This is a genomic window from Pseudomonas sp. M5A4_2d, from assembly GCF_053345295.1.
On record NZ_JBKEZW010000009.1, the window covers coordinates 26,979 to 48,371 of the forward strand.

The following is a 21,393-nucleotide window of genomic DNA, read 5'->3' on the forward strand; positions in this document are numbered from 1 at the left end:
TCGTATGTCGTTTGAATTATTGGCCACTGACGGCAAGGCTCGTCGTGGTCGCCTGACCTTTCCACGCGGCACCGTCGAAACCCCGGCTTTCATGCCTGTGGGCACCTACGGCACCGTCAAGGGCATGCTGCCGCGTGACATCGTCGCCACCGGCGCCGAGATCATCCTCGGCAACACGTTCCACCTGTGGCTGCGCCCGGGCACGGAAGTGATCAAGAAGCATGGCGACCTGCATGACTTCATGAAGTGGCAAGGCCCGATCCTTACCGACTCCGGTGGTTTCCAGGTGTTCAGCCTGGGCGCCATGCGCAAGATCAAGGAGGAGGGCGTGACCTTCGCCTCGCCGGTCGACGGTTCCAAGGTGTTCATGGGCCCGGAAGAGTCGATGCAGGTGCAGCGTGACCTGGGCTCCGACATCGTGATGATTTTTGACGAGTGCACGCCGTACCCTGCGGATGAAGACGTGGCGCGCATTTCCATGGAGCTGTCGCTGCGTTGGGCCCAGCGCTCGAAGAATGCCCACGGCGACAACACCGCGGCGCTGTTCGGTATCGTCCAGGGCGGTATGCACGAAAGCCTGCGCAAGCGCTCGCTGGAAGGCTTGGACAAGATCGGCTTTGACGGCCTGGCCATCGGCGGCCTGTCGGTGGGCGAGCCCAAGCACGAGATGATCAAGGTGCTGGATTACCTGCCGGGCCTGATGCCGGCTGACAAACCTCGTTACCTTATGGGCGTTGGCAAACCGGAAGATCTCGTAGAGGGTGTGCGCCGCGGTGTGGACATGTTCGATTGCGTGATGCCAACCCGTAATGCCCGCAATGGGCATCTGTTCATCGATACAGGCGTGCTGAAGATCCGTAACGCGTTCCATCGCCATGATGATTCGCCGCTGGATCCCACCTGTGACTGCTACACCTGCCAGAACTTCTCGCGTGCTTATCTGCACCATCTGGACAAGTGCGGGGAAATGCTGGGTAGCATGTTGAATACCATCCACAATTTGCGTCACTACCAAGTCCTGATGGCTGGTTTGCGCGAGGCTATTCAACAGGGTACATTGGCCGCCTTCGTCGATGCCTTCTATGCCAAGCGCGGGCTCCCTGTGCCGCCCTTGGACTGAGTTTTCCGACCCTAAGATTCACTATTTGCAACTGGAGTGCTAAATGAGCTTTTTTATCTCTAATGCCATGGCTGACGCCGCTGCGCCTGCCGCTGCCGGCCCAATGGGCGGTGGTTTCGAGTGGATTTTCCTGGTCGGCTTCCTGGTCATCTTCTACCTGATGATCTGGCGTCCACAGGCCAAGCGCGCCAAAGAGCAGAAAAACCTGCTGGGCAGCCTGCAGAAAGGCGACGAAGTCGTGACCACTGGCGGCATCGCCGGCAAGATCACCAAGGTTTCCGATGCTTTCGTGATTCTGGAAGTCTCCGACACCGTCGAAATGAAGTTCCAGAAGGGCGCCATCGCCGCCACGTTGCCAAAAGGCACGCTCAAAGCGATCTGAGTAACAACTTTTACCAATCGACGGGGCGCGCAAGGCGCCCCGCGTTATAAGCGGGCGGCGTGATGCTGAACAAATACCCTCTGTGGAAATACGTACTGATCCTGGCGGTGCTGGCGATCGGTTTTATTTATTCCGCTCCCAATCTTTATCCTGATGACCCTGCGATCCAGATCACGGGCGCCAGCACTTCGCTGCAGGTCAATCAGGCTGACCTGGAACGCGCGAGCAAAGCGCTCAACGACGCGGGCATCCAGGTTAAAGCGGCAACATTGGCGGCTGATGCTAAGGGCGGCTTGTTGCGCCTGACCAAGGCAGAAGACCAACTGCCGGCCAAAGACGTTGTGCGCAAGGCCATGGGTGACGACTACGTTGTCGCGCTGAACCTGGCACAGACTACGCCAAAATGGCTGCGCAGCATTGGCGCGCACCCGATGAAGCTGGGTCTGGACTTGTCCGGTGGTGTGCACTTCCTGCTGGAAGTCGACATGGACAAAGCCCTCGACGCACGCCTGAAAGTCTACGAAGGCGACGTGAAGAGCCTGCTGCGCAAAGAGAAGTTGCGTTATCGCAGCCTGCCGCAGCTCAACGGTGCCATCCAGCTGGGCTTCGCTGACGAAGCTTCCCGCGAACAGGCCCGTGCGCTGATCCGCAAGAATTTCAATGATTTCGACATCGTACCGGCCGACCTGAATGGTCAGGCTGTACTGCGTCTGGCGATGAGCCCGGCCAAGATCGCGGAAATCCGCGAGTACTCCATCAAGCAGAACTTGACCACGGTACGTAACCGCGTCAACGAGCTGGGTGTAGCCGAGCCAATCGTTCAGCGTCAGGGTGCCAACCGCATCGTGGTTGAACTGCCGGGCGTGCAGGACACTGCTGAAGCCAAGCGTATCCTGGGTAAAACGGCCAACCTGGAATTCCGTCTGGCCGCTGAGCCGGGAGCTTCACGTGCCACTGCCGAAGAATTCGAGTTCCGTGAAGGCAACCGTCCTCCAGCGTTGATCGAGCGTGGCTTGATCATCACCGGTGACCAGGTGACCGACGCCAAGGCGGGTTTCGACTCGCAGCACGGTACGCCTGAAGTGAACATCCGTCTGGATGGCCACGGCGGCGACCTGATGAGCCGCGCCACGCGCAGCAACGTCGGCCGCAGCATGGCGGTGATCTTCATCGAGCAACGTCCGGTTACTACCTACACCAAGCAAATGGTCAACGGCGTCGAGAAAGACGTGCCGGTGCAGACCTTCAAGGAAGAGAAGAAGATCATCAGCCTCGCGACCATCCAGTCGCCGCTGGGTGCTCAATTCCGCATCACTGGCCTGAACGGCCAGGGCGAATCGTCCGAACTGGCGCTGTTGCTGCGTGCCGGTGGCCTGGCGGCGCCGATGTACTTCGCTGAAGAACGCACCATTGGCCCGAGCCTGGGTGCCGACAACATCACCAAGGGTATCGACGCAGCCTTGTGGGGCATGCTGTTTGTGTCGCTGTTCATTATCGCCATCTACCGCTTCTTCGGCGTCATCGCCACCGTGGCCCTCGCGGGCAACATGGTCATGCTGCTGGCCCTGATGTCGCTGCTGGGCGCTACGCTGACCCTGCCAGGTATCGCCGGTATCGTGCTCACCATGGGCATGGCGGTAGACGCCAACGTACTGATCTTCTCGCGGATTCGTGAAGAGATCGCGGCGGGCATGACCGTACAACGTGCAATCAACGAAGGCTTCGGCCGGGCATTTACCGCGATTCTCGACTCCAACTTGACCACCTTGCTGGTCGGCGGGATTCTCTTTGCCATGGGCACCGGCCCGGTCAAAGGTTTTGCGGTGACCATGTCCCTCGGTATCTTTACCTCGATGTTCACGGCCATCATGGTGACCCGCGCAATGGTCAACCTGATCTTTGGCGGGCGTGACTTCAAGAAGTTGTGGATTTAAGGGGCTGCCATGTTACGTACAATCAACTTCATGGGCGTTCGCAACGTTGCGTTCGGCTTCACCATGGTCCTCACCGTTCTGGCGTTGTTCAGCTGGTTCCATAAGGGCTTGAACTACGGTCTGGACTTCACCGGCGGTACGCTCATCGAGCTGACCTACGAGAAGCCGGCCGACGTTACCCTGGTGCGCAACGAGCTGGTCAAGGCCGGTTATCACGAAGCCATCGTGCAGAGCTTTGGTGCGACCACCGACCTGCTGGTGCGTATGCCGGGCGAAGATCCGCAACTGGGTCACCAGGTAGCCGAGGCCTTGCAGAAGGTCGGCGGCGACAACCCGGCGTCGGTCAAGCGCGTCGAGTTCGTGGGCCCGCAGGTCGGTGAAGAGCTGCGCGACCAGGGCGGCCTCGGCATGCTGATGGCGCTGGCCGGCATCATGATCTACCTGGCGTTCCGCTTTCAGTGGAAGTTCGGTGTCGGCGCCATTGTGTCGCTGATCCACGACGTCATCGTGACCGTGGGTATCCTGGCGTACTTCCAGATTACCTTCGACCTGACGGTATTGGCGGCGGTGCTGGCGATCATTGGTTACTCCCTCAATGACACCATCGTGGTATTCGACCGGGTTCGTGAGAACTTCCGCGTACTGCGCAAGGCGTCGCTGATCGAGAACATCAACGTTTCCACCACTCAGACCCTGCTGCGGACCATGGCGACGTCGATCTCCACCTTGCTGGCGATTGCTGCGCTGATGATCTTCGGTGGCGACAACCTATGGGGCTTCTCCCTGGCGCTGTTCATCGGCGTTCTGGCGGGCACCTACTCGTCGATCTACATCGCCAACGTGGTGCTGATCTGGCTGAACCTTAACAGCGAGGATTTGATCCCGCCTGCCACTACCGGCAAGGAGGTCGACGACCGCCCTTGATGGGCGCTTGTTGACACGCTGTTACAAAGAAGGCGCGAGTATTGAACTCGCGCCTTTTTTTTCGCTCCAAGGCTGGGTATAGCGCGGACGTTTCGGTCCGTTTGTGATGGTCAGGAGGTTCACGTGAACAAGTCGTTGCTGGTTGGTGCGGTATTGGGTGCTGTCGGTGTGACTGCCGGGGGTGCTGTTGCCACCTACAGCCTGGTAAAAAGCGGCCCTGAGTATGCGCAAGTGCTGGCGGTGCAGCCGGTGAAAACCCAGATTAAAACCCCGCGCGAAGTCTGTAAGGACGTCGCCGTGACCCGGCAGAAGCCTGTGCAGGATCAACATCAAATCGTCGGTACCGTGGTCGGTGCGCTGGCGGGTGGCCTGTTGGGTAACCAGGTCGGTGGCGGTAATGGCAAGAAGCTGGCGACTGTAGCCGGTGCGGTGGGTGGAGGTTACGCCGGTAACAAGGTTCAGGAAGGCATGCAGAACCGCGATACCTACACCACTACGCAAACCCGTTGTAACACCGTCAACGACATCAGCGACAAGGTTGTCGGCTATGACGTGCGGTACACCCTGGATGGCAAGGAAGGTTCGGTGCGCATGGACCGTGATCCCGGTGGCCAGATTCCAGTCGATAAAGAAGGTCGTCTGATCCTGGGTCAGAACCAGCAGTAATTCCAAGTCGGGTGCGGTTCAAAATGTGGGAGCGGGCTTGCTCGCGAAGGCGTAGTGTCAATCAACAGATTTATTGACTGACCCATCGCTTTCGGGAGCAAGCCCGCTCCCACATTGGGTATCGGTTGTAGCTGAAATTGCCGTATCGCCCAAATCCCAGGCATAAAAAAAGCACCCCTCGGGGTGCTTTTTTGTGCTCGCTCGCTTAACGCTTCAGCGAAGCCGGCAGGTGCGGTTGGATCGCCGTCAATACTGCCTTGAAGCATTTGGTGTTACCGGCAACGACGTGGCCTTTCTCAAGGAAGTCGTGACCACCGGTGAAGTCGCTCACCAGGCCACCCGCTTCCTGGATCAGCAGGGCGCCTGCCGCCATGTCCCACTCGGACAGGCCCGACTCCCAGAACGCATCAAAACGACCGGCGGCAACATAAGCCAGGTCCAGGCTGGCAGCACCGGCGCGACGGATGCCGGCGGTTTGGCCAACCAGGGTGCGGAACATGCCTAGGTAGTTTTCCAGGTTGTCCATCTGGTCGTCACGGAACGGGAAGCCAGTGCCCAGCAGGGCGCCGTCCAGGCTGGTACGACCGCTTACACGCAGGCGACGACCGTTCAGCTGGGCGCCACGGCCACGGCTGGCGGTGAATTCTTCCTGGCGAACCGGGTCGAGCACGACAGCGTGTTCCAGGCGGCCACGGTATTTGCAGGCAATGCTCACGGCAAAGTGTGGGATGCCGCGCAGGAAGTTGGTGGTGCCATCCAGTGGGTCGATGATCCACAGGTAGTCTTCGCCTTCGCCGCTGCCTTTGTGCAAGCCGGTTTCTTCGCCGAGGATGCCGTGGGTAGGGTAGGCCTTGCGCAGCGCGTCGATGATTTTCTGTTCGGCGGCGCGATCCACCTCGGATACATAATCCTTGGCGTCTTTTTCGTCGACCTTGATGGTATCCAGGCGCTCGATGGAGCGGAAGATCAATTCACTGGCGCTGCGGGCGGCGCGCAGCGCGATATTCAGCATGGGCTGCATGGATGTGTCACCTAAGGTTGTTAAAGAAAGCCGGGCATTCTAGCAGAAACTTTCTTCAGGTGAAGGACGACGTTACCTTTCATGGCATAACCTTAGGCTGTTCTGTAAGATTTGCTCCCCTTTCCCGTGTCCGAGAGCGCCTCCCTTGCTGCAAAACATTCGTGTCGTCTTGGTCAATACCAGTCATCCCGGCAACATCGGCGGGGTGGCGCGAGCCATGAAAAACATGGGGCTGACGCGCCTGGTGCTGGTCGAGCCGCGCCTGTTCCCGCACCACGAGGCCGACGCCCGTGCGTCCGGCGCCAATGACATTCTGGAGAAAGCCCGGGTTGTCGCCACGTTGGAAGACGCGTTGGTCGGCTGCAACCTGGTGCTCGGCACCAGCGCCCGCGACCGTCGTATCCCTTGGCCGCTGCTGGATCCGCGCGAATGCGGCACCAAAGTGGTGGAAGAGGCCGCCGGCGGTGCCGAAATCGCCCTGGTGTTCGGTCGTGAAGATTCCGGCCTGACCAATGAAGAGCTGCAGCGATGTCATTACCACGTGCACATTCCATCCGACCCTGAGTTCAGCTCGCTGAACCTCGGGGCAGCGGTGCAGGTGTTGAGTTATGAAGTGCGCATGGCCTGGCTGGCCGCTGAAGGTCAGCCGAGCAAGGTAGAGAAGGATGAAGTCGCGTCGACCAAAAGTGGCGAGTTGGCCACCATGGACGAGCTGGAGCGGTTCTATGAGCACCTGGAGCAAACCCTTGTGGCCATCGAATTCCTCGATCCGGAAAAACCACGGCACTTGATGGCGCGCCTGCGTCGCCTGTACGGGCGCAGCTCGGTCAGCCGAGCGGAAATGAATATATTGCGTGGCATCCTCACGGAAACCCAGAAAGCGGCCCGTGGCGAGCTTCTTAAGCGGAAGGATTAAAAATGTTCGAGCGTTTGCGAGAAGATATCCAGAGTGTTTTCCACCGTGACCCGGCGGCGCGCAACGCCTTTGAAGTGCTGACCTGCTACCCGGGCATGCACGCGATCTGGATTCACCGCCTGTCCGGCGCCCTGTGGGGTATGGGCTGGAAATGGCTGGCGCGGCTGGTGTCGAACTTCGGTCGCTGGCTGACGGGGATCGAGATTCACCCGGGGGCCAAAGTTGGGCGTCGCTTCTTTATCGACCATGGCATGGGCATTGTGATTGGCGAGACGGCCGAAATCGGTGATGACGTCACCCTTTATCAGGGTGTGACCCTGGGCGGCACCACCTGGAACAAAGGCAAGCGCCACCCGACACTGGGTGATGGTGTGGTAGTGGGGGCGGGCGCCAAGGTGCTTGGCCCGTTTACCGTTGGTGCGGGCGCCAAAGTCGGCTCCAATGCCGTGGTCACCAAGGCCGTGCCGCCTGGCGCCACCGTGGTAGGTATTCCTGGGCGCATCATCGTCAAGCCGGAAGTCGGCGACGAGCAGGAAGCCAAGCGCAAGGCCATGGCGGAGAAGATCGGTTTCGATGCCTATGGCGTCAGCGAAGACATGCCCGACCCGGTGGCGCGCGCCATTGGCCAGTTGCTTGACCACTTGCAGGCAGTCGACGGCAAGCTGGACGGTATGTGCGGCGCGCTGAAGGAGCTGGGCAGCAGCTACTGCGCCAAGGACCTGCCTGAGCTGCGCGAAGAAGACTTCGCCGAGATCAAGAGCGAGGCTGCCACCACCAAGGCTGGCTGAGGTCTCGCAATCACCGCAAGACCCCTGTGGGAGCGGGCTTGCTCGCGAAAGCGGTGTGTCAGTCGCTGAATATACTGGCTGACCCAGCGCCTTCGCGAGCAAGCCCGCTCCCACATTTGATCTTCGTTGTGTCTGGCAGTGCTGGTTGTCCGTTCCCGCTGTTCCATCCCACCCCACCCTGCTATGATTCGCGCGCCCTTTTTACGGGTAATCCCGACTAAAGCACTAGGTCTTATAGTTGACTTAAATACTCGGGAATCGCATACTTGCTCCCATTCTGAAACACCTTGGTACTTGTCCATGAGACTGACTACAAAAGGCCGATACGCGGTAACCGCCATGCTTGACCTGGCCTTGCACGCGCAAACTGGGCCGGTGTCCCTGGCCGATATCTCCGAGCGCCAAGGCATTTCCCTGTCCTACCTCGAGCAGCTATTCGCCAAATTGCGCCGTAGCAACTTGGTTTCCAGCGTACGTGGGCCGGGTGGCGGCTATCAACTGTCCCGCGACATGCAGGGCATCCAGGTAGCCCAGGTGATCGACGCGGTCAACGAATCCGTCGATGCCACCAAATGCCAGGGTTTGGGTGATTGCCACGCTGGCGACACCTGCCTGACCCACCACTTGTGGTGTGACTTGAGCCTGCAGATCCATGAGTTTTTGAGTGGTATCAGCTTGGCTGATCTTGTGACTCGCCGTGAGGTGCAAGAAGTAGCCCAGCGTCAGGACCAGCGCCGTTGCAACACCAAGGCGCCGCGTCTGGACAAGATCGAAGCGTCCGCCGTCGAGTGACAGCCGCAGAGCTAACGGCACGCCAGCCAGCCTGATTTAGGAGAAAGTCCATGAAATTGCCGATTTACCTTGATTACTCAGCGACCACCCCGGTTGATCCGCGTGTCGCGCAAAAGATGAGCGAATGCCTGCTGGTCGACGGAAACTTCGGCAACCCGGCCTCCCGCTCCCACGTATTCGGCTGGAAAGCCGAGGAAGCGGTCGAGAACGCCCGTCGCCAAGTCGCCGACCTGGTCAATGCCGACCCGCGCGAAATCGTCTGGACCTCCGGTGCCACCGAATCCGACAACCTGGCAATCAAGGGTGCGGCGCATTTCTACGCGACCAAAGGCAAACACCTGATCACCACCAAGATTGAGCACAAGGCTGTCCTCGACACCATGCGCCAACTGGAGCGTGAAGGTTTCGAGGTTACCTACCTCGAGCCAACCACTGACGGTATCGTCACCCCGGCCATGATCGAAGCCGCGCTGCGTGAAGACACCATCCTGGTTTCCGTGATCCACGTGAACAACGAAATCGGCACCATCAACGACATCGCAGCCATCGGCGAACTGACCCGCTCCAAGGGCATTCTGCTGCACGTCGACGCTGCTCAGTCCACCGGCAAGGTCGACATCGACCTTTCGAAACTGAAAGTCGACCTGATGTCGTTCTCCGCCCACAAGACCTACGGTCCTAAAGGCATCGGCGCGCTGTACGTGAGCCGCAAGCCTCGCGTGCGTATCGAAGCCACCATGCACGGCGGCGGTCACGAGCGCGGAATGCGTTCGGGCACCCTGGCGACCCACCAGATCGTTGGCATGGGCGAAGCCTTCCGTGTAGCCAAAGAAGACATGGCTGCCGAAAACGTGCGCATCAAAGCGTTGAGCGACCGCTTCTACAAGCAGGTCGAGAACCTTGAAGAGCTGTACATCAACGGCAGCATGACTGCCCGCGTACCGCACAACCTGAATTTGAGCTTCAACTACGTCGAAGGCGAGTCGCTGATCATGGCGCTCAAGGACCTGGCAGTTTCGTCCGGTTCGGCCTGCACCTCGGCTTCCCTTGAGCCTTCGTACGTATTGCGCGCCCTGGGCCGCAACGACGAACTGGCACACAGCTCGATCCGCTTTACGTTCGGCCGTTTCACCACCGAAGAGCAAGTCGATTACGCCGCGCAGAAAGTCTGCGAAGCCGTCAACAAGCTGCGCGTTCTGTCGCCGCTGTGGGACATGTACAAAGACGGTGTCGACATTTCCAAGATCGAGTGGGCGGCACACTAACTATAGAAGCCGCCACCCAAGCTCTGTAAAAACGTGGCGGAAAACGCAGGCGTTTTTACAGGGTTCCAGAGCGGCCCTGATGAGTGAGGATTCAGTACCATGGCTTACAGCGAAAAGGTCATCGACCACTACGAAAACCCGCGCAACGTCGGCAAGATGAACGCGGAAGACCCTGATGTCGGCACTGGCATGGTCGGCGCTCCGGCGTGCGGCGACGTTATGCGCCTGCAGATCAAGGTCAACGACGCTGGCGTTATCGAAGACGCCAAGTTCAAGACTTACGGCTGCGGTTCCGCCATTGCCTCCAGCTCCCTCGCTACCGAGTGGATGAAAGGCAAGACCCTGGATGAGGCTGTGACCATCAGCAACACCCAGCTGGCCGAAGAACTGGCACTGCCGCCAGTGAAAATTCACTGCTCCGTACTCGCCGAAGACGCTATCAAAGCGGCCGTTCGCGACTACAAGCAGAAGAAAGGCTTGATCTAAGCATTTGGCGACGAGTAAGGAGTCAACGATGGCTATCAGCATGACAGAAGCGGCTGCGCAGCACATTCGCCGCTCCCTGAATGGGCGCGGTAAAGGTGAGGGGATTCGTCTGGGTGTTCGCACCACGGGCTGTTCCGGCCTTGCCTACGTGCTGGAGTTTGTCGACGAGGTGGTTGAAGAGGACCAAGTGTTCGAAAGTCACGGCGAGAAAGTGATCATCGACCCTAAGAGCCTGACCTACCTGGACGGCACCGAACTCGATTTCGTCAAGGAAGGGTTGAACGAAGGCTTCAAGTTCAACAACCCCAACGTGCGCGGTGAGTGTGGCTGCGGCGAAAGCTTCAACATCTGAGGCTATTTGTGGGCACTCCTTGTCATTTCGCTTTATTCGAGCTGCAGCCGAGCTTTCGGCTGGACCTTGAGCAGCTTGCCACGCGCTACCGAGAATTGGCGCGTGGGGTGCATCCGGACCGCTTCGCTGACGCTTCCGAGCGTGAGCAACGCCTGGCGCTGGAGCAATCGGCCAGCCTCAATGAAGCCTATCAGACGCTCAAAAGCCCCCCGAAACGCGCGCGCTATCTGCTCGCGATGAACGGTGGTGAGTTGCCGATTGAAGTCACGGTGCACGACCCGGACTTCCTGATGCAGCAGATGCAATGGCGCGAAGAGCTCGAAGACTTGCAGGACGAAGCCGATGTGGCCGGTGTCGCCGTCTTCAAGCGTCGTCTGAAAGTGGCCCAGGATGAGCTCAACGAAAGCTTCGCAGCCTGTTGGAATGATGCCGCGCAACGTGAACAGGCCGAACGCCTGATGCGGCGCATGCAGTTCCTCGACAAGCTCACCTACGAAGTGCGCCAGCTAGAAGAGCGCCTCGACGATTAACCCAGTGCTGCCCGTGTTGCACGCCTGATAGACAGATAAGACCTGATTACCATGGCTCTACTGCAGATCGCCGAACCCGGCCAAAGCCCTCAACCGCACCAGCGTCGTCTGGCGGTCGGGATTGACCTGGGCACCACCAATTCCCTGGTCGCCGCCTTGCGCAGCGGCCTGTCCGAGCCGCTGCCCGACGCCGATGGCCAGGTTATCCTGCCGTCCGCCGTGCGCTATCACGCTGATCGCACCGAAGTCGGTGAGTCGGCGAAGCTGGCGGCGTCTTCCGACCCTTTGAACACCGTGCTGTCGGTCAAGCGCTTGATGGGTCGTGGTCTGTCCGACGTCAAGCAACTGGGCGAGCAACTGCCGTACCGCTTTGTCGGCGGCGAATCCCATATGCCGTTCATCGACACCGTCCAGGGCCCGAAAAGCCCGGTGGAAGTGTCGGCTGATATCCTCAAGGTGCTGCGCCAGCGCGCCGAAACCACCTTGGGCGGCGAATTGGTCGGCGCGGTGATCACCGTTCCTGCGTATTTCGATGATGCTCAGCGCCAAGCCACCAAGGACGCGGCGAAGCTTGCCGGCCTGAACGTGCTGCGCCTGCTCAACGAGCCGACTGCCGCTGCTGTGGCTTATGGCCTGGATCAGCACGCCGAAGGCCTGGTTGCTATTTATGACCTGGGTGGCGGCACCTTTGATATTTCGATCCTGCGCCTGACCGGCGGTGTGTTTGAAGTGTTGGCCACCGGTGGCGACACCGCCCTGGGCGGCGATGACTTCGATCACGCGATTGCCGGCTGGATCATCACCAGCGCCGGCTTGTCCGCCGACCTGGACCCGGGCGCGCAGCGTAAATTGCTGCAAACCGCCTGTGCGGCCAAAGAAGCACTGACGAACGCCAATTCTGTAGACGTTTCCTACGGTTCCTGGTCGGCTCAACTGACCCGGGAAGCCTTTGATGCGCTGATCGAGCCGATGGTCGCTCGCAGCCTCAGGGCGTGCCGTCGCGCCGTACGTGACTCCGGTGTCGAACTGGAAGACGTAGCCGCCGTGGTCATGGTTGGCGGTTCGACCCGTGTGCCACGCGTTCGCGAAGCCGTCGCCGAAGCCTTCGGTCGCCAGCCGCTGACTGAAATCGACCCGGATCAAGTTGTCGCCATCGGTGCTGCGATCCAGGCCGACACCCTGGCCGGCAACAAGCGCGATGGTGGCGAATTGCTGCTGCTCGACGTGATTCCGCTGTCCCTGGGGCTGGAAACCATGGGCGGCTTGATGGAGAAGGTGATTCCACGCAACACCACCATCCCCGTCGCCCGCGCTCAGGATTTCACCACTTATAAAGATGGCCAGACGGCCATGATGATTCATGTGCTGCAAGGCGAGCGCGAGCTGATCAGCGACTGTCGCTCCCTGGCGCGCTTTGAATTGCGCGGCATTCCGCCGATGGTGGCGGGTGCAGCGAAGATTCGCGTCACCTACCAGGTCGACGCCGATGGCCTGCTCAGCGTGGCTGCGCGTGAACTGGCCTCGGGCGTTGAAGCCAGCATCCAGGTCAAACCGTCATACGGCCTGACCGACGGCGAAATCGCCAAGATGCTCAAGGATTCGTTCCAGTACGCCGGTGATGACAAGGTCGCCCGTGTACTGCGCGAGCAGCAAGTCGATGCCCAGCGCCTGCTTGAAGCGGTGCAGGGTGCCCTTGATGCTGATGGCGAGCGTCTGCTGGACGCCGAAGAGCGCATGGTCATCGACCTGCAGATGCAGGAGCTGGCCGAACTGATGAAAGGCAACGATGGTTATGCCATCGAGCAACAGACCAAGCGTTTGTCGCAAGTGACCGATGCTTTTGCCGCCCGTCGTATGGACCAGTCGGTAAAAGCCGCCCTGGCGGGACGCAATCTGAATGAAATCGAGGAATAATTAATGCCGCAGGTCATTTTTCTGCCACACGCCGAGCATTGCCCGGACGGTATGGTTGTTGAGGCTGAGACCGGCAAGTCCATCCTCGAAGTTGCCCATGACAACCACATCGAGATCGAGAGTGCCTGCGGCGGTGTCTGCGCCTGCACCACCTGCCACTGCGTGATTCGTGAGGGTTTCAACTCTCTGGAAGAAGCGGATGAGCTGGAAGAGGACTTTCTGGATCGCGCTTGGGGCCTGGAGGCGACTTCTCGCCTAAGCTGTCAGGCAAAAGTCGGGACAGAAGACATCACCGTCGAAATTCCGAAATATTCGCTCAACCATGCGGCCGAAGCGCCGCACTGATGGGTAGTATTGTCATGAACTATGGTTGGAATGATGTACAGCGCATTGCTGAAGAGCTCGCTGAAGCCAAGCCGGATGTGAGTCCGTTGACGGTCAACTTCGTTGATCTGCAGCGCTGGATCATGGAGCTGCCTGATTTTGACAATACCTCTGGCCGTTGTGGCGAGAAGGTATTGGAAGCGGTCCAGGCGCTCTGGATCGAAGAAATCGACTGATCATCCCCGCAGGTTAGGCAATACCCAATAACCCGCGTATAATTCGCGGGTTTAATTTTTCGTAAATTACCGTTTCTGGAGTTACACCATGGCTGTTCAACGTACTTTCTCCATCATCAAGCCTGACGCTGTTGCAAAAAACGTCATCGGCGAGATCACCACTCGTTTCGAAAAAGCCGGCCTGAAGGTTGTAGCTTCGAAACTCAAGCAACTGTCCAAAGCTGAAGCTGAAGGCTTCTACGCTGAGCACAGCGCTCGTGGTTTCTTCGGCGACCTGGTTGCCTTCATGATCTCCGGTCCTGTTGTTGTTCAGGTTCTGGAAGGCGAAAACGCTATCGCTCTGAACCGTGAGCTGATGGGCGCTACCAACCCTAAAGAAGCTGCTGCCGGCACCATCCGTGCTGATTTCGCTGAATCGATCGACGCCAACGCTGTTCACGGTTCGGACTCCGAAGCCGCTGCTGCTCGCGAAATCTCGTACTTTTTCGCTGCTACTGAAGTAACCGCTCGCTAAGCATCGGCTTAAAGAGTGAGGGTGAATCCATGACTACATCGACTGTTAAAACCAACCTGCTGGGTCTGACTCAACAGGAAATGGAAAAATTCTTCGACTCAATCGGGGAGAAGCGTTTCCGTGCCGGTCAGGTAATGAAGTGGATTCACCACTTTGGCGTCGACGATTTCGACGCCATGACGAACGTCAGCAAGGCCCTGCGCGACAAGCTCAAGGTCATTGCTGAGGTCCGTGGCCCCGAAGTGGTCAGCGAGGACATCTCCAGCGACGGCACCCGTAAGTGGGTGGTGCGCGTGGCGTCCGGCAGCTGCGTCGAGACCGTTTACATTCCCCAGGGCAAGCGCGGCACATTGTGCGTTTCGTCCCAGGCTGGCTGTGCCCTGGACTGCAGTTTCTGCTCCACCGGCAAGCAAGGCTTCAATAGCAACCTCACCGCCGCCGAAGTCATTGGCCAGGTGTGGATTGCCAACAAATCCTTTGGCAGCGTCCCGGCGACCGTCGACCGTGCCATCACCAACGTGGTGATGATGGGCATGGGTGAGCCGCTGCTGAACTTCGATAACGTCGTTGCCGCCATGCATTTGATGATGGACGACCTGGGCTATGGCATCTCCAAGCGCCGTGTGACCCTGTCGACCTCAGGCGTGGTGCCGATGATCGATGAGCTGGCCAAGCACATCGACGTCTCCCTGGCGTTGTCGCTGCACGCACCCAATGACGCATTGCGTAACCAATTGGTGCCGATCAACAAGAAGTATCCGCTTAAGATGCTGCTCGAATCTTGCCAGCGTTACATGGCGACCTTGGGCGAGAAGCGTGTGTTGACCATTGAGTACACCATGCTCAAGGACATCAACGACAAGGTCGAGCACGCGGTCGAGATGATCGAGCTGCTCAAGAACACCCCGTGCAAAATCAACCTGATTCCGTTTAACCCGTTTCCACATTCTGGTTACGAGCGGCCGAGCAACAACGCCATCCGCCGTTTCCAGGATCAACTGCACCAGGCCGGCTACAACGTCACCGTACGCACCACTCGCGGTGAAGACATCGACGCCGCCTGTGGCCAATTGGTAGGGCAGGTGCTGGATCGCACCCGTCGCAGCGAACGTTATATCGCCGTGCGCGAACTTAACGCCGCCGAAGATTTGCCGCAAATTGCTGTGAATCGAATCTGAGAGAGGATCTCTATGCCCTTGCGCCTTGCGCTGCTTTTACTTTTTACCGGCCTCGTGGCCGGTTGTGTTTCATCGGGCCATGACAGCCCTTTGCACACCGATAAAGGCCGTGATGAGGCGCGAGTTGCCTATGTGCAACTGGGTTTGGGGTATCTGCGCCAAGGCATGAGCGAGCAGGCCAAGGTGCCGTTGAAAAAGGCCCTGGAGCTGGACAGCGCCGATGCCGACGCGAATGCAGCACTGGCTTTGGTATTCCAGGCGCAGGCCGAGCCCGAGCTGGCTGATCAGTATTTCCACAAGGCCTTGTCCGTGCGTCCTGCCGACCCTCGGCTGCTGAACAATTACGGCAGCTTCCTGTTCGAGCAGAAACGTTATGACCAGGCCTCCCGTTATTTCCAACAAGCCAGCGCCGATACTCTTTATCCTGAACGCTCGCGCGTCTTCGAGAACCTTGGGGTGACCTCAATGCGTCTTGGCCAGCGCGACAGCGCCCGTCGGCAGCTGGAAAAAGCCCTGCACCTGAACGGTAGCCAGCCACGCGCGTTGCTCGAAATGGCTGAGTTGTCTTACGAAGACAGGCATTATGTGCCGGCACGTGACTATTACGAGCGTTTTAGCCTGCTCAGCGGGCAAAATGCACGTAGTCTATTGCTCGGTGTGCGGCTGGCGACGGTTCATGAAGAACGCGACACGGCCGCACGTTTTGGCCAGCAACTCGAACGACTCTATCCCGGTACGCCGGAATATCAGCAATACCTGTCGGAGCAATGATGAAAGCGGCGCACCCGGAAGTTGTAGCAGCTAATCGCGTAAACCCAGGCGAGACCTTGCGTCAGGCCCGCGAAAGCAATGGTTGGTCGCTGGCAGAAGTGGCCCTCAAGCTCAATTTGACCGCCACGTCCCTGGGCAACCTGGAAGCCGGCGCGTTCGACAAGCTGCCTGGGCACACCTTTGCCCGCGGCTATATTCGCGCCTATGCCAAGTTGCTGGGCATTGACCAAACCGTACTGGTCCAAGCGTTCGACCAATTCACCGGCACCGACTCCCAGGGCAGCAATGTGCATGGCCTCGGTCGCATCGAAGAGCCGGTGCGGGTTTCCCACACGATTTTGCGTATTGTCAGCCTCTTGCTGCTGATCGCCGTGATCGGCGGAGGCTTCGTCTGGTGGCAGGATCAGGCCTCCCAGCGCACCAAGGACCTGACCAGTAACGCCCTGGAGCATGTCGAAGTCGAAAGCGCCGACGGCACCACCCAGATTCATCCGCTGGATGAGCCGGAAGACCAGGCCGTTGCTCAAGGCCAGGCCGTGCCGGAAGCGCCAGCCACTGCCGAGCAGCCCGTTCCGGAAGCCGGCACGGCAGCTGCTGCGACCGCCGTTGTGCCAGTACCGGCGGTGCCTGCCACTCCGGTGGCCCCCGTTGCCCAGGCGCATGCTCCAGTCGCTCCGGCACAGGCTCCAGCGACCACTGCTCCAGCTGCACCGGCAACGCCGGCAGTCTCGCCGTCCAGCACACCCGCATTGGTGGCCGGCGATGGGCATATCCAGATTACCTTCATCTCTGACTGCTGGACGCAAGTCACCGATGGCAATGGCAAAGTGCTGTTTAGCGGTTTGAAGCGTAAGGGAGATACGCTTGACCAGGGCGGCAAGCCTCCTTTGACGCTGCGTCTGGGTTATGCCCGTGGCGCGCAAGTGGCCTACAACGGCCAGCCTGTGGACGTGGCGCCGTTCACCAGTGGCGAGACCGCTCGCCTCAAGTTGGGACAATAGTCATGCACGGCGAATCTCCAATCAAACGTCGCGTATCGCGCAAGATCTGGGTCGGCTCGGTGCCGGTGGGTGGCGATGCCCCTATCGCGGTGCAGAGCATGACCAACAGCGACACCAATGATGTCGCCGCCACCGTCGCCCAGATCAACCGTCTGGAAGCGGCCGGTGTGGACATCGTGCGGGTTTCCGTGCCGGACATGGACGCTGCCGAAGCATTTGGTCGCATCAAGCAACTGGTCAAGGTGCCGCTGGTTGCCGACATTCACTTCGACTACAAGATCGCATTGCGCGTGGCCGAACTGGGCGTCGACTGCCTGCGCATCAACCCGGGCAACATCGGTCGTGAAGACCGTGTGCGCGCGGTGGTGGATGCAGCCCGTGACCGCGGGATTCCGATCCGTATCGGCGTCAACGCCGGTTCCCTGGAAAAAGACCTGCAGAAGAAATACGGCGAGCCGACTCCGGCGGCGCTGGTTGAATCGGCGCTGCGCCACGTTGAACACCTTGAGCGCTTGAATTTCCAGGACTTCAAGGTCAGCGTAAAGGCCTCCGACGTGTTCATGGCGGTAGAAGCCTACCGCCTGCTGGCCAAGGAAATCGTGCAGCCGCTGCACCTGGGTATCACTGAAGCGGGCGGTTTGCGCTCAGGCACAGTGAAATCTGCGGTGGGTCTCGGTATGCTGCTCGCCGAAGGGATTGGCGATACTATCCGCATCTCGCTGGCGGCAGACCCCGTAGAGGAAGTGAAAGTCGGCTACGACATTCTCAAATCCCTGCGTTTACGTTCCCGTGGCATCAACTTCATTGCCTGCCCGAGCTGCTCGCGGCAGAACTTCGACGTGGTGAAAACCATGAACGACCTGGAGTTGCGCCTTGAAGACCTGCTGGTGCCGCTCGATGTTGCGGTGATCGGTTGCGTGGTCAACGGCCCGGGTGAAGCCAAAGAGGCGCACATCGGCCTGACTGGCGGTACGCCAAACCTGATTTACATCGACGGCAAGCCGTCGCAGAAGTTGACGAATGAGAATCTGGTGGATCACTTGGAAAAGCTGATCCGCCAGAAAGCGGCCGAAAAGGTCGCGGCTGACGCAGCGCTGATCGCGCGCGGCTAAGAACGAATTTAAGGATTAGATGTGAGCAAGTCTCTGCAAGCCATTCGTGGCATGAACGACATCCTGCCGGAGCAGACGCCACTGTGGCGCTACTTCGAGAACACGGTCGCGCGCCTGCTGGATAACTACGGTTACAAGCAGATCCGCATGCCGATCGTTGAATTCACCGAGCTGTTCAAGCGCTCCATCGGTGAAGTGACCGACATCGTCGAAAAAGAGATGTACACCTTTGAAGACCGTAACGGCGACTCCCTGACCCTGCGTCCGGAAGGTACCGCTGCGTGCGTGCGTGCCGTGCTTGAGCATGGCCTCACCGGTGGTGGCCAGCCGCAGAAGTTGTGGTACATCGGCCCGATGTTCCGCCACGAGCGCCCGCAGAAAGGCCGTTATCGCCAGTTCCACCAGATCGGCCTCGAGGTGTTCAACCTCGACGGTCCGGACATCGACGCCGAGCTGATCGTGCTGACCTGGCGCCTGTGGGGCCTGCTTGGCATCCGCGACGCGGTCAAGCTTGAACTCAACAGTCTGGGCACCAGCGAATCCCGGGGTCGCTATCGCGTCGCCCTGGTCGAGTATCTGTCTGCTCACTTGGACAAATTGGATGAAGACAGCCAGCGCCGTCTGAAAACCAACCCGTTGCGCGTCCTCGATACCAAAAACGCCGACACCCAAGCCGTACTGGTCGACGCGCCGAAAATGGCCGACTACCTGGACGACGAATCCCGCACGCACTTCGAGGGCCTCAAGGCTCGCCTGGATGCGGCCGGTATTCCCTACGTGATCAACCCTAAGCTGGTTCGCGGCCTCGATTACTACAGCAAGACCGTATTCGAGTGGGTCACCGACAAGCTTGGTGCCCAAGGCACCGTATGTGCCGGTGGTCGCTACGACGGCCTGGTTGAGCAAATGGGCGGCAAGCCGACCACGGGCGTAGGGTTTGCGATGGGCATCGAGCGGCTGATCCTGCTGCTGGAAACCCTGGAGCAGGTCCCGGAAGAAATTTCCCGTCAGGTGGACGTGTACCTCTGCGCCTTTGGCGAGGCCGCCGAACTGGCAGCCCTGGCCCTGAGCGAAAAAGTGCGCGACCAGCTGCCGAACCTGCGCCTGCAGATCAATGCCGGCGCCGGCAGCTTCAAGAGCCAGTTCAAGAAGGCCGACAAGAGCGGTGCGCTGTATGCACTGATCCTGGGCGATGACGAACTGGCCCAGCAAGTGATAGGTTTCAAACCCCTGCGTGGTCAGGGCGAGCAACAGAACATTGCCTTTGATGCGCTCGCCGCGCACTTGGCCACCTGCGTCGTGCAGGGTTGAAGCTGTCGAACAGCCGAATTTAGCGATTAAGGAGTATTGGGGTGTCGAGTACTGATGATGAGCAGATGGCCGAATTCAAGGACTGGTGGCAGCGTAACGGCAAGCCCCTGGTTACTGGCGGCCTGCTGGCTTTAGTGGTGGTGTTCGGGTGGCAAGCCTGGCACAAGTATCAGGCCAACCAGTCCCAAGGCGCCTCGGTCCTCTATCAGCAATTGCTGGAAACCACCCTGACGCCGGACGGCAAGCCCGATCCTGCCCAAGTGGCGGACCTGGCCGGCAAGCTGAAAAGCGAATTTGGCGGTAGCACTTACGCCCAGTACGGCAGCCTGTTCGTCGCGAAAGTCGCGGTCGACACCGGCAAACTGGACGACGCGGCCACTGAGCTGAAGGCCATCGCCGACAAGCCGACGAACCCGACCCTGGGTGAAATCGCACGTCAGCGCCTGGCCCAGGTGTTGGCGGCACAGAACAAGGCTGACGAAGCACTCAAACTGCTCGACGGCGATGCTGACAAGGCATTCGTGGCCACTCGCGAAGAGCTCAAGGGCGACCTCTTGGTCCAATTGGGTCGTACCGACGAAGCCCATGCTGCGTACCAAAAAGCCAAGGCGGCGCTGTCTGATGAAGCGGCGGTCGGTGGCTTACAAATCAAGCTGGACGACTTGGCCAAAGGGGATGCGTGACGTGATCCGTTGGAAACATGCAGCATTGCTGGCTCTGGCCGTTCTGGCCGCGGGTTGCAGCAGCAACAGTAAAAAAGAACTGCCTCCTGCCGAGCTGACCAGCTTCAAGGAAGAAGTGGTCCTGCAAAAGCAGTGGAGCCGCTCCGTGGGTGATGGTCAGGGCGACCTGTACAACCTGTTGCAGCCGGCAATCGACGGCGACAACATCGTGGCCACTGACTCCACCGGCGTGATCATTGCCATGGATCGCATGAATGGCGACGTCAAGTGGAAGAAAGACCTCGAGCTGCCGGTTTCCGGTGGCGTGGGCGTCGGCTACGGCATGGTGCTGGTGGGTACGCTCAAAGGCGACGTGGTTGCTTTGGACTCCGCAACGGGTGAAGAGAAATGGCGCGCTCGCGTGACCAGTGAAGTGCTCTCCGCGCCTGCCACCAACGGCGATATCGTCGTGGTGCAAACCCAGGACGACCGTGTGATTGGCCTGGACGCCGCCACCGGCAACCAGCGCTGGTTGTACGACAGCACCCCTGCGGTGTTGACCCTGCGCGGCACCAGTGGTCCGATTGTGACCAACAACCTGGCCATCGCAGGCCTGTCGACCGGTAAAGTGGTCGCCCTGGATACCCAGAACGGCGTGCCGGCCTGGGAAACCCGTGTGGCAATCCCTCAGGGTCGTTCCGAACTGGACCGCGTGGTGGACATCGACGGCGGCTTGCTGCTGTCGGGCGAAACCATCTACGTCGCCACCTATCAGGGCCGTGTTGCTGCGCTGGACCTGCAAAGCGGCCGCATCAACTGGCAGCGTGATGCTTCCAGTTATGCCGGTGTCGCCCAAGGGTTTGGCAGCGTCTACGTAAGCCTGGCGTCCGGCACTGTTGAAAGTGTCGACGAGCGTTCCACCACTGCATTGTGGAGCAACGACTCCCTGGCCCGCCGTCAACTGTCGGCACCGGAAGTGTTCTCCAGCTACGTAGCGGTAGGTGACTTCGAAGGTTACCTGCATCTGCTGAGCCAGGTGGACGGTCGTTTTGTCGGCCGCGAGCGTATCGACAGCGACGGCCTGCGTGCACGTCCGCTGGTTGTGGGTAACATGCTTTACGTGTTTGGCAACAGCGGCAAGCTGGAAGCCCTGACCATCAAGTAAAGAATTATGCTTGGGGTAAAACCCAGGCG

General features: G+C 59.5%; 24 protein-coding genes. 23 read left to right on the plus strand and 1 reads right to left on the minus strand.

Annotated elements, in window-relative coordinates; all coding sequences use genetic code 11:
• The first annotated feature begins 4 nt into the window (after positions 1 to 4).
• From tgt to ACLBW8_RS20705, 5 genes are all read left to right on the plus strand, one after another.
• On the plus strand, positions 5 to 1,120 hold the full coding sequence (gene tgt, locus ACLBW8_RS20685; RefSeq protein WP_003175976.1) for a tRNA guanosine(34) transglycosylase Tgt: 1,116 nt from the start codon (positions 5 to 7) through the stop codon (positions 1,118 to 1,120).
• A gap of 43 nt (positions 1,121 to 1,163) precedes the next feature.
• Positions 1,164 to 1,502 (plus strand): preprotein translocase subunit YajC, encoded by a 339-nt coding sequence (yajC, locus tag ACLBW8_RS20690; protein ID WP_053135483.1) that lies wholly within the window; start codon positions 1,164 to 1,166, stop codon positions 1,500 to 1,502.
• Positions 1,503 to 1,564: 62 nt separating this feature from the next.
• Positions 1,565 to 3,436 carry a protein translocase subunit SecD gene (secD, locus tag ACLBW8_RS20695; protein WP_221295603.1) on the plus strand — a complete coding sequence of 624 codons (1,872 nt, stop codon included), beginning with the start codon at positions 1,565 to 1,567 and terminating at the stop codon, positions 3,434 to 3,436.
• Positions 3,437 to 3,445: 9 nt separating this feature from the next.
• Complete coding sequence (gene secF, locus ACLBW8_RS20700) at positions 3,446 to 4,360, plus strand: protein translocase subunit SecF (RefSeq protein ID WP_053257884.1); 915 nt, start codon at positions 3,446 to 3,448, stop codon at positions 4,358 to 4,360.
• Positions 4,361 to 4,483: 123 nt separating this feature from the next.
• The gene (locus ACLBW8_RS20705; protein ID WP_053257883.1) at positions 4,484 to 5,026 is read left to right on the plus strand and encodes a glycine zipper 2TM domain-containing protein; all 543 of its coding nucleotides are present in this window, start codon (positions 4,484 to 4,486) and stop codon (positions 5,024 to 5,026) included.
• A gap of 205 nt (positions 5,027 to 5,231) precedes the next feature.
• Here the strand turns inward: ACLBW8_RS20705 and suhB are convergent, their stop codons facing one another.
• Positions 5,232 to 6,047, minus strand: coding sequence for a type III secretion system regulator SuhB (suhB, locus tag ACLBW8_RS20710; protein ID WP_038446303.1), 816 nt, complete (start codon positions 6,045 to 6,047; stop codon positions 5,232 to 5,234).
• 145 nt (positions 6,048 to 6,192) lie between these two features.
• Here suhB and trmJ point away from each other — a divergent pair, with 145 nt between their 5' ends.
• From trmJ to bamB, 18 genes are all read left to right on the plus strand, one after another.
• Positions 6,193 to 6,963 (plus strand): tRNA (cytosine(32)/uridine(32)-2'-O)-methyltransferase TrmJ, encoded by a 771-nt coding sequence (gene trmJ / locus ACLBW8_RS20715; RefSeq protein ID WP_447806202.1) that lies wholly within the window; start codon positions 6,193 to 6,195, stop codon positions 6,961 to 6,963.
• A gap of 2 nt (positions 6,964 to 6,965) precedes the next feature.
• Positions 6,966 to 7,751 carry a serine O-acetyltransferase gene (gene cysE / locus ACLBW8_RS20720; protein WP_447806203.1) on the plus strand — a complete coding sequence of 262 codons (786 nt, stop codon included), beginning with the start codon at positions 6,966 to 6,968 and terminating at the stop codon, positions 7,749 to 7,751.
• Positions 7,752 to 8,051: 300 nt separating this feature from the next.
• The gene (gene iscR, locus ACLBW8_RS20725) at positions 8,052 to 8,543 is read left to right on the plus strand and encodes a Fe-S cluster assembly transcriptional regulator IscR (RefSeq protein WP_003194020.1); all 492 of its coding nucleotides are present in this window, start codon (positions 8,052 to 8,054) and stop codon (positions 8,541 to 8,543) included.
• Positions 8,544 to 8,593: 50 nt separating this feature from the next.
• Positions 8,594 to 9,808, plus strand: coding sequence for an IscS subfamily cysteine desulfurase (locus tag ACLBW8_RS20730; RefSeq protein WP_010207898.1), 1,215 nt, complete (start codon positions 8,594 to 8,596; stop codon positions 9,806 to 9,808).
• Between the two features lie 99 nt (positions 9,809 to 9,907).
• Positions 9,908 to 10,294 carry a Fe-S cluster assembly scaffold IscU gene (iscU, locus tag ACLBW8_RS20735; protein ID WP_003175965.1) on the plus strand — a complete coding sequence of 129 codons (387 nt, stop codon included), beginning with the start codon at positions 9,908 to 9,910 and terminating at the stop codon, positions 10,292 to 10,294.
• 28 nt (positions 10,295 to 10,322) lie between these two features.
• Positions 10,323 to 10,646: an iron-sulfur cluster assembly protein IscA gene (gene iscA / locus ACLBW8_RS20740; RefSeq protein ID WP_003209680.1), complete on the plus strand. Its 324-nt coding sequence runs from the start codon at positions 10,323 to 10,325 to the stop codon at positions 10,644 to 10,646.
• An 8-nt stretch (positions 10,647 to 10,654) separates the two neighbouring features.
• Positions 10,655 to 11,176 (plus strand): co-chaperone HscB, encoded by a 522-nt coding sequence (gene hscB / locus ACLBW8_RS20745; protein WP_064454045.1) that lies wholly within the window; start codon positions 10,655 to 10,657, stop codon positions 11,174 to 11,176.
• A 51-nt stretch (positions 11,177 to 11,227) separates the two neighbouring features.
• On the plus strand, positions 11,228 to 13,090 hold the full coding sequence (hscA, locus tag ACLBW8_RS20750) for a Fe-S protein assembly chaperone HscA (RefSeq protein ID WP_064454044.1): 1,863 nt from the start codon (positions 11,228 to 11,230) through the stop codon (positions 13,088 to 13,090).
• A gap of 3 nt (positions 13,091 to 13,093) precedes the next feature.
• On the plus strand, positions 13,094 to 13,435 hold the full coding sequence (fdx, locus tag ACLBW8_RS20755) for an ISC system 2Fe-2S type ferredoxin (protein WP_015885743.1): 342 nt from the start codon (positions 13,094 to 13,096) through the stop codon (positions 13,433 to 13,435).
• A gap of 14 nt (positions 13,436 to 13,449) precedes the next feature.
• Positions 13,450 to 13,650: a Fe-S cluster assembly protein IscX gene (gene iscX / locus ACLBW8_RS20760; RefSeq protein WP_064454043.1), complete on the plus strand. Its 201-nt coding sequence runs from the start codon at positions 13,450 to 13,452 to the stop codon at positions 13,648 to 13,650.
• Positions 13,651 to 13,738: 88 nt separating this feature from the next.
• On the plus strand, positions 13,739 to 14,164 hold the full coding sequence (gene ndk / locus ACLBW8_RS20765; RefSeq protein ID WP_003175956.1) for a nucleoside-diphosphate kinase: 426 nt from the start codon (positions 13,739 to 13,741) through the stop codon (positions 14,162 to 14,164).
• A gap of 29 nt (positions 14,165 to 14,193) precedes the next feature.
• Entirely contained in the window at positions 14,194 to 15,342 is a 1,149-nt protein-coding gene (gene rlmN / locus ACLBW8_RS20770; protein ID WP_064454042.1) for a 23S rRNA (adenine(2503)-C(2))-methyltransferase RlmN, read from the plus strand.
• 12 nt (positions 15,343 to 15,354) lie between these two features.
• A complete protein-coding gene (gene pilW / locus ACLBW8_RS20775) occupies positions 15,355 to 16,113 on the plus strand; it encodes a type IV pilus biogenesis/stability protein PilW (protein ID WP_128590182.1) in 759 nt (252 codons plus the stop codon).
• The gene (locus tag ACLBW8_RS20780; RefSeq protein WP_447806204.1) at positions 16,113 to 17,114 is read left to right on the plus strand and encodes a RodZ domain-containing protein; all 1,002 of its coding nucleotides are present in this window, start codon (positions 16,113 to 16,115) and stop codon (positions 17,112 to 17,114) included. Before pilW ends, ACLBW8_RS20780 begins: the two co-directional genes overlap by 1 nt.
• A 2-nt stretch (positions 17,115 to 17,116) precedes the next feature.
• The gene (gene ispG, locus ACLBW8_RS20785) at positions 17,117 to 18,226 is read left to right on the plus strand and encodes a flavodoxin-dependent (E)-4-hydroxy-3-methylbut-2-enyl-diphosphate synthase (RefSeq protein ID WP_064454039.1); all 1,110 of its coding nucleotides are present in this window, start codon (positions 17,117 to 17,119) and stop codon (positions 18,224 to 18,226) included.
• Positions 18,227 to 18,247: 21 nt separating this feature from the next.
• The gene (gene hisS / locus ACLBW8_RS20790; protein ID WP_064454038.1) at positions 18,248 to 19,537 is read left to right on the plus strand and encodes a histidine--tRNA ligase; all 1,290 of its coding nucleotides are present in this window, start codon (positions 18,248 to 18,250) and stop codon (positions 19,535 to 19,537) included.
• Positions 19,538 to 19,602: 65 nt separating this feature from the next.
• Positions 19,603 to 20,220 carry a tetratricopeptide repeat protein gene (locus ACLBW8_RS20795; RefSeq protein WP_177410102.1) on the plus strand — a complete coding sequence of 206 codons (618 nt, stop codon included), beginning with the start codon at positions 19,603 to 19,605 and terminating at the stop codon, positions 20,218 to 20,220.
• On the plus strand, positions 20,213 to 21,364 hold the full coding sequence (bamB, locus tag ACLBW8_RS20800) for an outer membrane protein assembly factor BamB (protein WP_064454036.1): 1,152 nt from the start codon (positions 20,213 to 20,215) through the stop codon (positions 21,362 to 21,364). The genes ACLBW8_RS20795 and bamB overlap by 8 nt, the downstream gene beginning before the upstream one ends.
• The last annotated feature ends 29 nt before the right edge of the window (positions 21,365 to 21,393 follow it).